Origin of the sequence: Pseudomonas alliivorans (genome assembly GCF_017826695.1) — a bacterium.
In the GTDB taxonomy this organism is placed as follows: domain Bacteria; phylum Pseudomonadota; class Gammaproteobacteria; order Pseudomonadales; family Pseudomonadaceae; genus Aquipseudomonas; species Aquipseudomonas alliivorans.
Genome location: NZ_JAFFZW010000001.1, coordinates 45,834 through 59,510, shown reverse-complemented (window position 1 = coordinate 59,510; position 13,677 = coordinate 45,834). Strand labels below are relative to the sequence as shown.

The 13,677-nt window shown below is 58.7% G+C and carries 14 protein-coding genes; 4 read left to right on the top strand and 10 right to left on the bottom strand.

The window, feature by feature from the left end:
• Positions 1-56: 56 nt before the first annotated feature.
• From cyoE to JTJ32_RS00240, 6 genes are all read right to left on the bottom strand, one after another.
• Positions 57-944: a heme o synthase gene (cyoE, locus tag JTJ32_RS00265; RefSeq protein ID WP_099227420.1), complete on the bottom strand. Its 888-nt coding sequence runs from the start codon at positions 942-944 to the stop codon at positions 57-59.
• A gap of 10 nt (positions 945-954) precedes the next feature.
• Complete coding sequence (cyoD, locus tag JTJ32_RS00260) at positions 955-1,287, bottom strand: cytochrome o ubiquinol oxidase subunit IV (RefSeq protein ID WP_004878631.1); 333 nt, start codon at positions 1,285-1,287, stop codon at positions 955-957.
• Positions 1,287-1,919: a cytochrome o ubiquinol oxidase subunit III gene (locus JTJ32_RS00255; protein ID WP_099227419.1), complete on the bottom strand. Its 633-nt coding sequence runs from the start codon at positions 1,917-1,919 to the stop codon at positions 1,287-1,289. Before JTJ32_RS00255 ends, cyoD begins: the two co-directional genes overlap by 1 nt.
• Before the next feature lie 2 nt (positions 1,920-1,921).
• Positions 1,922-3,934 (bottom strand): cytochrome o ubiquinol oxidase subunit I, encoded by a 2,013-nt coding sequence (gene cyoB / locus JTJ32_RS00250; protein ID WP_184318744.1) that lies wholly within the window; start codon positions 3,932-3,934, stop codon positions 1,922-1,924.
• Between the two features lie 3 nt (positions 3,935-3,937).
• A complete protein-coding gene (cyoA, locus tag JTJ32_RS00245; RefSeq protein ID WP_043303141.1) occupies positions 3,938-4,879 on the bottom strand; it encodes a ubiquinol oxidase subunit II in 942 nt (313 codons plus the stop codon).
• A 463-nt stretch (positions 4,880-5,342) separates the two neighbouring features.
• Positions 5,343-5,852, bottom strand: coding sequence for a disulfide bond formation protein B (locus tag JTJ32_RS00240; RefSeq protein WP_210040332.1), 510 nt, complete (start codon positions 5,850-5,852; stop codon positions 5,343-5,345).
• A gap of 453 nt (positions 5,853-6,305) precedes the next feature.
• On the opposite strand from JTJ32_RS00240, the gene JTJ32_RS00235 reads away from it, so the two are divergent.
• From JTJ32_RS00235 to JTJ32_RS00220, 4 genes are all read left to right on the top strand, one after another.
• The gene (locus JTJ32_RS00235; RefSeq protein WP_184318739.1) at positions 6,306-7,202 is read left to right on the top strand and encodes a chemotaxis protein; all 897 of its coding nucleotides are present in this window, start codon (positions 6,306-6,308) and stop codon (positions 7,200-7,202) included.
• A gap of 62 nt (positions 7,203-7,264) precedes the next feature.
• The gene (locus tag JTJ32_RS00230) at positions 7,265-7,726 is read left to right on the top strand and encodes a GNAT family N-acetyltransferase (RefSeq protein ID WP_210041090.1); all 462 of its coding nucleotides are present in this window, start codon (positions 7,265-7,267) and stop codon (positions 7,724-7,726) included.
• Positions 7,727-7,769: 43 nt separating this feature from the next.
• The gene (locus JTJ32_RS00225) at positions 7,770-8,090 is read left to right on the top strand and encodes a hypothetical protein (RefSeq protein ID WP_099227446.1); all 321 of its coding nucleotides are present in this window, start codon (positions 7,770-7,772) and stop codon (positions 8,088-8,090) included.
• Positions 8,091-8,187: 97 nt separating this feature from the next.
• Positions 8,188-8,940, top strand: coding sequence for a YkgJ family cysteine cluster protein (locus tag JTJ32_RS00220; protein ID WP_210040330.1), 753 nt, complete (start codon positions 8,188-8,190; stop codon positions 8,938-8,940).
• A 1-nt stretch (position 8,941) separates the two neighbouring features.
• Here the strand turns inward: JTJ32_RS00220 and JTJ32_RS00215 are convergent, their stop codons facing one another.
• The 4 genes from JTJ32_RS00215 to JTJ32_RS00200 form a co-directional block, all read right to left on the bottom strand.
• The gene (locus JTJ32_RS00215; protein WP_184318733.1) at positions 8,942-9,172 is read right to left on the bottom strand and encodes a hypothetical protein; all 231 of its coding nucleotides are present in this window, start codon (positions 9,170-9,172) and stop codon (positions 8,942-8,944) included.
• A gap of 93 nt (positions 9,173-9,265) precedes the next feature.
• A complete protein-coding gene (locus tag JTJ32_RS00210; RefSeq protein ID WP_210040329.1) occupies positions 9,266-10,270 on the bottom strand; it encodes a fimbrial protein in 1,005 nt (334 codons plus the stop codon).
• Between the two features lies 1 nt (position 10,271).
• Complete coding sequence (locus JTJ32_RS00205; RefSeq protein WP_210040327.1) at positions 10,272-11,045, bottom strand: fimbrial biogenesis chaperone; 774 nt, start codon at positions 11,043-11,045, stop codon at positions 10,272-10,274.
• On the bottom strand, positions 11,042-13,615 hold the full coding sequence (locus JTJ32_RS00200; protein ID WP_210040325.1) for a fimbria/pilus outer membrane usher protein: 2,574 nt from the start codon (positions 13,613-13,615) through the stop codon (positions 11,042-11,044). Before JTJ32_RS00200 ends, JTJ32_RS00205 begins: the two co-directional genes overlap by 4 nt.
• Between the last annotated feature and the right edge of the window lie 62 nt (positions 13,616-13,677).

Below are 13,677 nucleotides of genomic sequence, written 5' to 3'. Positions count from 1 at the left end.
GGACGAAAAAAAACCCCATTCGAATGAATGGGGTTTTTCGTAAAACGGGTTACCGGTCAGAACGCATAAGTGACCAGCAGCTCCTTGGTGACCTGAAAGTCCACCGACATCATCACGCTCAACGCGGTGATTGTGAAGATGGAGAACACGAAAAGCTTGCGAGCCCAGACAGTATCGTCAACGGCCTTGTAGCCTTTCCACGCCATGTACAACCAGTACATGCCCATGCCCGCCGCAACGGCGAGGTAGTTCAGACCTGCGTAACCGCCCACCGTCAACATCAGGGTCGCCACGAGGAATGCCAGGATGTAGAGCAGGATGTGGCGCTTGGTGACCAGAATGCCGCGCTTGACCGGCAGAACCGGAATCTTCGCGGCACGGTAGTCATTGAAACGGAAGATCGCGATCGCGTACGAGTGCGGCATCTGCCACAGGCTGAACATGACCAGCAGCGTCAGTGCCGCGAAATCGAAGCTGTTGCTCACTGCGCAGTAGCCAATGACCGGAGGCATTGCCCCGGAAAGACTGCCGACCAGCGTGCCGTGAACGGATTTGCGTTTCAGGTACAGGCTGTAGAAGCCGACGTAGATGACAAAGCCGATCACCGCGAACAGTGCAGCCAGCGGATTGGCCTTGGTATACAGCAGGCCTACGCCTGCGATACCGAGTACGGTCGCGTAGAGCAGGGCCAGTTTCAGAGAAACCAGTCCCTGCACCAGGACCCTGTTGCGGGTCCTTTCCATGCGCTGATCGATGTCACGATCAATGCAGTTGTTGAACACGCAACCGGACGCAACGACCAGGGAAGTACCAATGACTGCAGCCAGAAACACGCTGAAGTCGATATTCCCCTTGGAAGCCAGAAAAAAGCCACCTGCCACCGAAAGCACGTTACCGAAAATGATCCCCGGCTTGGTGATTTGGATAAAGTGCTTCAGTGACATCTGGTATTCCTCAATGCGCCATCATTTCGCGGTGGATGCTGAAGATGATCCACAACGACAGGCCAACCAGCAGAACGATAACCATCGTGGTAAAGGCGAAGGCCATCACGTTGTTGCGTTGCACACTCGTGAAGTCCAGGTGCAGGAAGTAATGCAGGTGCACCAGGATCTGAATGATTGCAAACGCCAGGATGATCGCGATCGTCATGTCCTTCGGCAACGAAGGAGACATGACCAGCGCGAACGGGATGGCCGTCAGGATGATCGACAGTACGAAACCGATGATGTAGGACTTCACGGAGCCGTGGCTATTGTCTTCAGCCGGGTGATGTGAATTCGACATTACAAAGCCCCCATCAGGTAGACAACAGTGAACACGCCGATCCAGACAACGTCCAGGAAGTGCCAGAACAGACTCAGGCAGCTCAGGCGCGTCTTGTTGGTATTGGTCAGGCCCTTTCTCTGGACCTGAATCATCATGATCGCCATCCAGATCAGACCGCTGGTTACGTGCACACCGTGCAGGCCGACCAGCGCGAAGAACGCTGACAGGAAGCCGCTGCGGCTAGGACCGTAACCTTCGTGGATCAGGTGATGGAACTCGTAGACTTCCATGCCGATGAACGCAGCACCACACAGGAATGTCAGCGCCAGCCAGCCCAGAACCTGGCTTTTCTTGCCCTTGTACAGGGCCAGCATGGCGAAACCGTAAGTGATACTACTGACCAGCAGGAACGCGGTTTCCACGGCCACGAATGGCAGCAGGAAGATGTCCTGGCCCGACGGGCCGCCCGCGACACTGTTGACCATCACGGCGTAGACCGCGAAGAACGAGGCGAACAGCACGCAGTCGGTCATCAGGTACAGCCAGAAGCCGTAAACCGTCATCCCACCGCTGTCGTGGTGATCGTCATGCCCGTGATCATGATCGTGACCGTGATCGTGGGCTCCAGGGTTGATTGCAATATTCGACATGTTTAAACCTGTTCCAGCGAGGACTTGACAGGAGTGTATGCACCGTTGGCCGCCAGGACCTTGTGATGCTCACCTTCAATACGCGCTACTTCTTCAGCCGGCACCATGTAGCCCTGGTCGTCACGTGCAGCGTGAGCAACGAAGACCGCAATGGTTGCGACCAGGCTTGCGCCAACCAGCCACCAGATGTGCCAGATGAATGCGAAACCGAATACGGTCAGCAGCATGCCCATGTACAGGCCGGTAGGCGTGTTGTTAGGCATGTGGATCGCCGAGTACTTGGCCGGAACGTTGTAGGCAGTGCCTGCACGCTTGGCGTCAGTGAACGCATCGATGTCGTCCGCCTTTGGCAGTTCGGCAAAGTTGTAGAACGGTGGTGGCGAAGAAGTCGACCATTCCAGCGTGTGGCCATTCCACGGGTCACCGGTCAGATCAGGGTTCTTGGCACGGTCACGGATGCTGACGAACAGCTGGATCAGTTGCGAAGCGATACCGCACGCGATCAGCACGGCGCCGAACAGCGCGACGTCCAGGTAGATGTTCCACTCTGGCATGTCGGTAGCGTTCAGACGACGGGTCATACCCAGGAAGCCCAGCGCGTACAGCGGCATGAATGCGACGAAGAAGCCGACGATCCAGAACCAGAACGCTGCCTTGCCCCACTTCTCGTTCAGGGTGAAACCGAACGCTTTAGGGAACCAGAACGCGAAGCCGGCAATGTAACCGAACACTGCACCGCCGATGATGACGTTGTGGAAGTGAGCGATCACGAACAGGCTGTTGTGCAGTACGAAGTCAGCACCTGGAATCGCCAACAGAACGCCGGTCATGCCGCCGATCGAGAAGGTGACCATGAAGCCCAGGGTCCAGAGTACCGGCGCAGTGAAACGCAGACGGCCCTGGTACATGGTGAACAGCCAGTTGAATAGCTTCACACCCGTCGGAATCGCAATGAGCATCGTCGCCAGCCCGAAGAAGGCGTTGACGTTGGCCCCCGCACCCATCGTGAAGAAGTGGTGCAGCCAGACCATGAAGCCCAGGACGCAGATCGCACCGGAGGCGAAGATCATCGACTTGTGGCCGAACAGACGTTTACCCGAGAACGTGGAGATGACTTCCGAGAACACGCCGAAGGCCGGCAGAATCAGGATGTACACCTCAGGGTGACCCCACGCCCAGAACAGGTTCACGTACATCATGGGGTTACCGCCCATTTCGTTCGTGAAGATGTGGAAGTCCAGGTAGCGGTCAAGTGTCAGGAACGCAAGGGTGGCAGTCAGGATCGGGAACGAAGCCACGATCAGGATGTTTGCCCAGGTGCAGGTCCAGGTGAAGATCGGCATGTCCAGCAGTTTCATGCCAGGAGTACGCATCTTCAGTACGGTCACGAGGAAGTTGACCCCCGTCAGCGTCGTCCCTAACCCGGATAACTGTAGCGCCCAGATGTAGTAGTCAACCCCCACGCCAGGACTGTATTGCAACCCCGACAGAGGCGGATACGCGACCCAGCCGGTCTTGGCGAACTCACCGACACCCAGAGAGATGTTGATCAGAAGCATGCCGGCAACCAGCAGCCAGAAGCTCAGGGAGTTCAGGAACGGGAAGGCAACGTCGCGAGCGCCGATCTGCAGAGGCAGAACGATGTTCATCAGACCGGTGAAGAACGGCATCGCCATGAAAATGATCATGATCACACCGTGAGCGGTGAAGATCTGGTCATAGTGTTCCGGCGGCAGGAAGCCTTCGGCACCATTCTGGGCCATGGCCAGTTGGGTACGCATCATGATTGCGTCGGCAAAGCCGCGCAGCAGCATGACCATGGCAACGACGATGTACATCACGCCGATTTTCTTGTGGTCGACGGACGTCAGCCATTCACTCCACAAGTAGGTCCACTTGCGGAAATAGGTGATCAACCCGACAACCGCGAGGCCGCCGAGCGCGATCATGGCAAGTGTCACCATGACTATCGGCTCGTGGAACGGCACCGCTTCCAGACTTAATTTGCCAAACATCGTTTACTCCTCTGCCCCAGCAGCTGAATTTTTGCTCTTTTCCGCGCCTTCGTTACTGGCGGTTTCTTTCTCACCTGCAACAAGCTTCTTGCCTGGATTCATACCCTCATACTTGTCGATGATGATCTGGAACAGGTTCGGAGTGACCGCAGAAAACAGTTCAACAGGATTACGCTCGCTCGGCTTGAGCAGTTCAGCGTACTCGGTCTGGCCAAGCTTCTTCGGCGAGTTCCTGACTTCGGTGATCCAGTTGTCGAAATCGGCCTGGCTCACGGAGTTGGCCTTGAACTTCATGCCGGTAAAGCCTGCGCCACTGTAGTTGGCGGAGATACCGTTGAATTCGTGAACTTCGTTGGCGATCAGGTGCAGCTTGGTGTGCATGCCCGCCATCGCGTAGATCTGGCCGCCCAGACCCGGAATGAACAACGAGTTCATCACGCTATCGGAGGTGACCTGGAAATTGATCGGCGTGTTGGCCGGGAACACGATCTTGTTGACCGTCGCGATGTTGTATTCCGGATAGATGAAAATCCACTTCCAGTCTACGGAGACCGCCTGGATGGTGACCGGCTTCACATCGGACTCAAGCGGACGGTAAGGGTCCAGCTCGTGCGTCGAGACGTAGGTGTAGTAGCCCAGAAACACCAGCAGCAGCATGGGAACGCCCCAGACCGCGATTTCGATCTTGGTGGAGTGCGACCAGTCCGGCGTGTACTTGGCAGCCTTGTTCGTTGCGCGATACTTCCAGGCGAAGATCAGGGTCATAAGGATGACCGGGATCACGACGATCAGCATCAGCAATGTGGCGATAACGATCAGGTTACGCTGCTCGATACCCACCTGCCCTTTTGGATCGAGCAGAGGTACGCCGTCGCATCCACTGAGCAAAAGCATACAGAAAAGGGCCAAGAAGCCAAAAAACCTGGGGTACCTTTTTTTACTCATTTCACGACCTCTAAAAGCAGCTTGCGCGGTGCAGTTGGGTTTCGACCGCCAACACTTCACCCTGCCAGTGCCGGCAATTTTTTTTGAATTGAACAAGGGCCTGCCAATGCGCCAACGCGACGTATCGACAAATCCGGGTTTAGCTATGGATTCTTATTTTGAGCTGCTGGAACTGCCCGATGTGCAGGGCAGATGCCTTCAGCGGCCATTGTACGCCCTCGGAGGCAAGCATTGCGCTGCCTGTTCAGGGTACACAGGTGGCGCTAAAAGGCCTCAAAATTGCTGGTCGTCAAGTGAAGCCTGACGACAAGTGACGGGGATTGTAGATACGTAAATTTTTAATGACTATGCCTAATTTTGTAACAGTTATTCTCCGATTACGTAACAATAAGCACTGATTGGCTTTCACGGCACAAAAAAAAGCCTCGATTTCACGAGGCTATTTTCATGAAAGCCCTTGTATTCAGTAAGGTTTACGTCGATTGCGCAACACGCAGACTGGAACCAGTATTGCGGTCAGAACGAAGGCTGCGAGTGCCCATTGCGCCAGCGACAGTCCGAGCACTGGCGGATAAGGCGTGGAGCAGAACCCGCTGACCTGGAAAACGGTGGGAAACAGATCCGCCAGCGGCAGGCCGTCGACGATTGGCTGCAAGGTATCGATCCCGCAACTGACCGCAGGGTTGGCCAGCACCCAGGCATGACGGCCGGCAGCGACAATACCGCCGAGCGCACTCAGGATCACCAGAACTTCGAAAAGGGTCACGCTGCGGCGGCCTGGCATGGCAGCGCCGATGAAGGCAAAGATCGCGATGAACAGCAGAGCATAGCGCTGCAGGATACACAGCGGGCATGGCGCTTCGCCCAGTACGATCTGCATGTACAGGGCGCCGCCGATCAGGGACAGGCAGATGATCCCAAGCAAGACCAGAAATCGTTTCTCGCGTCGCAGGTACAACAGGTTGTCGCTCATTCACACACCTTACTGAACTGATGAAGCGGTTGACGGACCCGGACGCCCTGCTGACTCAACCACCTGAGGATGGGACGCGCAGTGTAGAATCGCCCGCCCCGGATCGCACGCGATAATCATCCGCCAGCCCCGACAACTCAAGGGCGCAACGGCCGTACGGCCGAATCTGCCTGCCGGATGGTTGTGCGCCAGTGAGGTGGGTTTTTCACTGCACCGTGCGGACGGCGTCTGTGCAGCGATCGAATCTCTTCCTTATATATAGAAGCGTGCGTCACTTTGTCGCACCTCTTCTATATATAGAAGGCCGCGGTATTTTGTCGCACCTCGGGTTTTGGCCCTGCAAAGCGCTATCCTTTAAAAATCCTAAAGCCACACCGACGCGGGTCGATAACCTCTCAGAGAAAGATGTTTGTCGCCTCCAGGCGACGAAACACCTATAGCCAGAAGGTTCATATGTCCAAGAACGTCCGAGCAGATTCACTTTCGCTGCTCCTTTTCACGTTGCGCAGCGGCAAGCTGATGGCGATCAACCTGCTCAAGGTCAGCGAGATCATCCCCTGCCCTGCCCTGACTCATCTGCCGGAATCGCACCCGCACGTCAAAGGCATCGCAACACTGCGCGGCTCATCGCTCTCGGTCATCGACCTGAGCCGGGCCATCGGCGAGCGGCCGCTGGCCGATCCGGATGGCGGCTGCCTGATCGTCACCGACGTCAGCCGCTCAAAGCAAGGCCTGCATGTTCAGGCCGTCAGCAAGATCGTGCACTGCCTGACCACCGATATCCGCCCGCCGCCCTACGGCTCGAGCAGCAAGTCGTTCATCACCGGCGTCACCCAGGTCGACGGTGTGCTGGTGCAGGTGCTGGATATCGAAAAAGTGATCCACGGCATCGCTCCGGCACAGATTGTCGTTCAGTCGGCCGAACTGGCCAGGGAAGACTCCGAAGTGCTGGCGCAAGCGCGTATTCTGGTAGTCGATGACAGCCAGGTCGCCCTGCAACAGTCGATCATCACGTTGCGCAATCTGGGCATCAACTGCCATACCGCCCGCAGCGCGAAAGAAGCCATCGAGGTACTGCTGGATCTGCAAGGCACAGCGGCGCAGATCAATGTCGTGGTGTCCGATATCGAAATGTCGGAAATGGACGGCTACGCCCTGACCCGGACCTTGCGCGATACGCCTGATTTCAACGACCTGTACATCCTGCTTCACACGTCACTGGACAGCGCGATGAACAGCGAGAAGGCCAGAATCGCCGGTGCCAACGCCGTGTTGACCAAGTTTTCCTCACCCGAGCTGACCAAATGCCTGATCGAGGCCGCCCGCACGGTCGTGGCTCAGGGCATCTGATCCACAAACCGCTCTCCACTGCGCCGGGTTCAGCCGACGCCTCGCCAGACCATTGCTGGCTGATGCGTCGGGACCTGAAAGCGCCCGTGCCACATGCGCCCTGGCCGCACGGCATCTCCTGCGCCAGTCTTACGCTCCAACGCAGTCTTCAGGCTCACGGCCTGCTGGCGCAGAGTCATCTGCTGGATGACGGGCCGTGGCTGGATCACAAGGACTGGCTCGACGCATTCGAGCACAACCCCGAATTCGACCGGTCGCGCTGTTTTCTGGCAATCGACAGTGATCGCGTCGTGGGGTTGATCACGTGCTGGACCAGCGCCTTTATCAAGGACCTGGCCGTACACCCGGATTACCGGAACAGGGGAATCGGCGCAGCGTTGATCAACCACCTGTTCGTCCATCTGGGGCGATGCAATGAAGTGGCTGTCGATTTGAAAGTCATGGAAAACAATCTGATCGCAAGGCGTCTTTATGAAAAATCAGACATGTCCTACGTCGCTCGTCTGGCGGTCGACCGGAAATGATCTGCGATAATTTGCGCCCGAAACGCTGCAGATGGAGATCGAGATGAAAGCGTACCTTCTCTTGCTGGCAGGTCTGGCCGTTGTTGCCAATCCAGCCGGTGCGTCGACACCACAAGCCTGGAGCGCGCACGACAAGGCGATGCTCGACAGTTGCCTGAAAGCCAGCCAGCTCAAAAACGTTTCAGCCGTCGGCAGCAGCGCCCAATTCGATGACCGGGTCGGCTATAGCGCGCTGTTGCTGAAAGGTCGTTATCCACAAAAACACATGAACGACCGCCCGGGCACCGAGCTTTGTCTCTACAACCGTAAGAGCAGACAAGCCAGCGTGACCGAGTGGGACAGCATTCAGTCGCCTGCCCGATAAGCCGGTGGCGCGCAACTTGCTTCCTGCCCTCCATCAGTCGGAACGATGACAGCCTTGTCGTCAACCCGGCGCCCGTCATGGACAGGTTACCGACCCAATGAACACCCAGTTTTCCTGCACAGGTTGCGGCGGCTGCTGCACCGATCATCACGTACCGCTGACACTCACCGAGGCCGCGCAGTGGGCGGCGGACGGCGGTACGGTGATCGTGCTGACCGAAGCCTTTCTCGGTAACGGTTATGGCGTTCCCGAAGCACAACTGACGCACGCCACACGACGCTCCACCGAAGTGAACAGCGGCCTGACCACTGCGTATGTCGCCATCACCTTCGCCGCCTATAACGTCGGCCGCTGCCGGAATCTTGACGAACAGAACCTCTGCGGCATCTACGAGCGTCGGCCGCTGGTGTGCCGGATCTATCCGATGGAAATCAATCCGCATATCCCGCTGCGCCCTGAAACCAAGGGTTGTCCGCCGGAGGCCTGGGAACAGGGCCCCGATCTGATCGTTGGCAACACGCTGGTGGACATGCAACTGATGGCGCTGATCGAACAGTCACGCCAGGCAGACCGCGACGAAATCGAGGCCAAGCAGGTGATCTGCCAGAAGCTGGGAATTCGCACCACTGCGCTCAAGGGCAACGGGTTCGTGGCTTACCTGCCGGACATGGTCGCCTTCGCGGCAGCCATTGAGCAGGTTGCCAGCCACCCAGGTGAATCGCCGGACAACGCAGGCTGGGAGTTTCATGTCGCAGGCCAGACGGTCATCGACACGCTGCAGGCGGCAGGTGCCGAAGTGACGCTCAGGGAACCGGTCTCTTACCTGTTCATCCCGCTGCAGGCAGCCTGACTCAGCGCTTGCCCATGGAACGACGGGTGCCGGACGGAGCGGCACCTGGTGTCTTGTGGTGCCCGGACTTGTTCGACTTCTGATACCAGGCCTGATCCTTGTCTTTTTTGGCCTGTGCAAACTCCGACGGCTTGAACGGAAAGCTGAACGGGGCAATCGCAGCCTTCTTGTCGGCAGCGTCTACGGAGTCGATTGCGGCTTCTTGAACAGGCGCTTGTTCAGGAGTGGTCATGGTGTCACCAGAGAGTCGAAATGGCCGGGCACATGCCCGCGGTCGCGCAGCATACAGCAAACGTCGAACGCCCGCCCGAGCCTCCTGTCGCCCTCACCGATAGAAAAGATCCACCATGATTTGCGCATCGAAAGGCCCGACCTGCGGCCTGGTGCTGTTCCAGACCAGTTCGGCGTTGAAGTCCGCCTTGGCCGCATGGGTATCGTCCAGCAATTCGGCCATGTGGAAAGGTTCGTTGTAACGCAGCGCCTTGCCGCCCAAGGCACCGCTGATGCGGATGCCTAACGAGGGGTTGCCGGCGGGTATCAACATATCCCCACTGTCTGAAACAATGCCGCTCACCGGACGAAAACGGGCATTGATGCTGAAGGGTGAGTCGCAGGTGCGTTGGGTCAGCAGTGAAAACGGCTGAGTGGCGAAGACCTTGCCGACTGCGACGTTCTTGATGGGCAGCGCGCCGAACTCCACGGTCTGCGGAATCACCTGCAGATCGGCATCGCAGGCCACGAAGCGCAGACCGGTCAGGCTGTCGATCACATAACTGAGGCTGCGCCCCGGCAACGGTTGCAGACCGGCAGCGCTGTCGAGCTGGAAGAAGCGATAATCAAGCAGATCGCTTGCGACGCCAGATGGCGGGGTTGCGCCGAACTTCTGAATGAACACCGAAAACGGCAGATTGAAACGAACCCTGGGGCATTTATCGATGTTCGCATCGCCCTCATGGCACGCGGGCAGGTAATGCCCGGTGGTGATCCGGCCACTGCCTTGGACATAGTCGATACCCTTGTGGGTCAGGCCTGCACGAATGCCTTGGCCAATCACAATGTTGTCGGGATTCAGGTAGAGGGCGATTTCTTCCTGAAGTGCCTGCTGGCCGTCCTTGGCACACTCGACCTGAATGTTCATGGGCTCGGAGCGCCAGACCACTTCGCCATTCGGGACCGTCGCAGGAATCGCCACCGTACTGCTCAACTGGCCATGAACGAAGGTTTCGCCCGCACCTTGCGTCTTGCAGACCAGGGCAAACGCGGGCGCAGGGCTCAGCAGCAATAACAATGCAGCGGTTTGAAACCGGCGGCGCACAAAGAGAGGTTTCATATCAGCAGGCTTCCTGAGGCGTGAGGTTTTCCAGAAGACGGGCGCTGGACGATGCCTGCCCGTTCAGATTCGTGCAGTAGGCGCGCTGGCCGCCGTAGTCGGTCAGCGCCTTGAACGCGAGACGGTGAAGTCCGGATCGTTGAAGAACGTGCGCGGAGACAGGTAATTGGATTCGTGCACCCGGGGCCAGCAACAGGTGGTCGCTGACCTGAACACCGTTCAGGTTCAGGGACTCAAGGGAGGCGTGGTAGGCCGTCGGATTGCTGACCTGCAACTGCGTCATGCCCGAACCGTTATCCGTCAGCGTCCAGTCCAGCCGCTCGGCGGACTCGGCCGGATCGCCCGGCAACCCGTCAGGTCGGTAAAACACATTGATGCGTTGACGGACGGCAATCGTGAGTTGCCGGTTGCCGGGCTCGCGTCGGGGAATTTCAAGCACCGACAGGTGCAGCAGGGATTCCCGGTTCTCAGGCATTCCTGCCCCCTGATACAACACCCGCAATGCCTGCCTGCCACCCGCACTGATACGCGAAAGGGGTGGCGTCACCACAAAGGGCAGAATCCGGGGCGATGCCGACATTTCATCATCGAGTGGATCACTGAGCCAGGCCTGAACAAGTACCTCGTCCTGTCCGGAATTGCGCACCTCCAGGCTGACCTCCCGATACCGGCCATCGAAGATCAGCCGCGTCCCTGTCATCGACAGTGCGCCCTGCACGCAAACACTGGTCAGTGACAGCAGCGCCAGAAGCATGAGTCGGTAGCCGCGCCTCATTGGCAGATCACCTTGAGCCGTTCGTAGGCCCGAGCCGGGTCTCTGGGCGGCAGCTCAAAAGGTGCTTCGCAACGCTGATCCGACCAGCGCACTTGCAAACGGCCGCTGTCCTGTTCGCTCAACACCAGCGCCTGACTGCTCGGATCTACCACGGCCAGCGCCCTGCCCTGCTCGTCTTCGACACTGGCCCCCAGCGGAACCTTGCTGCCATCGGCGCGCACCAGTTCGAACTGCACGCGGCGACCCACCGCAGCCTTGAAGCGCACCAGCGGCATGGCCCCGCGTCGAGGCACGATCTGGGTGATCGCGCTTTCCAGATCGATGTCGGCACCCAGTTGCCGGGTGTCCAGACTGACCCAGTTGGTACGATAGGGCTGCGCGTAGGGCATCACCGCATAACCGTTGGCGGCTGTGGCGACGTTGTTGAATGACTTGAGCCTGGCCCCGCCGACATCCGGCACATGCACCAGCGCAAAGGTTTCGCCCAATGGCTGACCCAGATTGATACCGCCGGCATGAGCCACGACAGAACCGGTGGCGGCCAGCGTCAACGCGTCATAGTCCTGGCCCTGGCTGTAACCGGCCTCAAACCGGCCGTAAGGCAGGGTGGTATTGACCTTGCCCGCACCGTAGCTCCCGGAACTGCTGTCGCGACCGGTCTGCACGGAATAAAACGTGTCGCGATCATCCAGTACCTGACCATTGAGGCCAGCCTGCACGCTGTAGTCGCCAGCACTGCCGCGCACGCCATTGAACGACAGACGTGATGACCCTGGACTGGCGCCAAGCGGCAGGGTCACGCTGAAAGCGATGCGGGTGTCCGGGGTGACATCGCCTGAACGGCCGAGGTCCTGATTACGCTCGACGGACAGGCTGTAATTGAGGCTGCGCCAGGCCGCGTTGTATGACAGATAAAGCTGGCGGGTCTTGCCGGGCAGGTTCCAATAGCGCTGTTCGGAAGCAGTCAGGCTCAGGGAAGCGTTTTGCGCAGGCAGCACCTGAGTAACATTGAGCTCCAGCCGGTCCTTGGGCTGACCGCCAGGAAGACCGTTCAGTGAGTCGTCCATGTCGCTGACGTGCTGATTGAGCGTCCGGTAGGCCTCGGTGGAATAGCGATATCCGGCGACTGCCAGGGTGGTGTCCGTCACGTCCAGCGTATTGGCGTAGCGCACCCGCAGGCTCTGGCCGGCAAGCGTCTGGCGCTTCTGTTGACTGACCGAATGGGTGACATCCAGAGAGACCGCGCCGACTCCGGTGTTCACCCCCGTTCCGATGTTTGCGGCCTGATAGTCCTCGGCCAGTTGCAGTCCGCCGAAGCCGGTCACCCGTTCTGACAGACCGTAGATCAGCGCGGCGCTGGCAAAGGCCGGGGAACTCTGACCTTCGTTGTCGACCTGCCCGGCAGCCAGACTGAAGCGCAACGCACCCGCCGGGACCATGATCGGCAACGACGCATATGCCTGGGTGAAGGAACGTCGGCGACCATCGGCTTCGATGATCGTGACATCAAGATCGCCGTTGGAGCCGCTGGGGTAAATATCTGTGATTTCGAAAGGCCCGGGCGAAACGTTACTGCTGTACAGCAGAAATCCGTTCTGGCGAACCTCGACCGTTGCATTGGTCTCGGCAGTCCCGCGGATGACTGGCGCGTAATTGCGCTCACTGTCGGGCAGCATGCCGTCATCCGAAGCAATCGACGCGCCCCTGAAGCGAACGCTGTCGAACACCTGCGAATCGCTGAACGCCTCACCCACCGTCAACTGGCTTTTCAGGGCAGTGATGTCTCGCTGAGCGAACGTGCGATTGCCCCGATAGCGCCATGAACGATCAGCGCCATAGAGCAGTGAGGACTCATTGCGCAGCCGCCAGGCCCCCAGGTTCACACCGTTGCGCAGCCCGACATAGTACTGGTCGGTATCGAGATTCTGATTGCGCCGTCTGACGGCATTGACGTTGTAATTGACGAAGGCCGCCGGTTCGCCCTCGTCCCACAACTGTGGTGAAACGTAGCCTCGGGCACTGCGCGCCATGACCGCCTGAGGAACGCTGATGTTCAGGCGCAAGGCGTCGGGATGGTAATCGACTCGTGCAAACTCGACCCCTGCAGGCAGATCGAAACACGCCTCGTCCGGCTCGCCCGTGGCAGGCAAACGGGCCGGATCGAGCCCGAAACCCTGCAACATCTCAAGCGTCAGGCAGGGCTCGATCCGGCCGGAACGCCGGTTTTTCGAAAACGCCACATCACGCCGTCCGCTCAGTGTCCGGTTCACGTAGATGTCCACGCGGTAAATGCCGGGCAGAACGCTGTTGGCGCGCAGGAACTCTTTCAGGTCCGGCGGTTGCTCGCTGCCCTGAATGAACGCTGTGTTGAACGTCACCGGGCTCATGATACCCGGGCCGTCCGGGCCGTCCGGGCTGGCCGCGAAGGCGGTGGAAGAGCAGGTCAGCACCAGACTGATACAGACCCGATAGCGGCCGGATGCCCACGTCGCACGAGGCCTCGGGCAATGTCCGGGATAAAGGCGAACAGACTTTGCAGCAACGCCCGTGTCTTTTTTGTGCCATTCCATAGCGATCTTCACTCTACTTCGGATATATCGCACGCCGCACAATCCTTCGCGCAGACGCATCG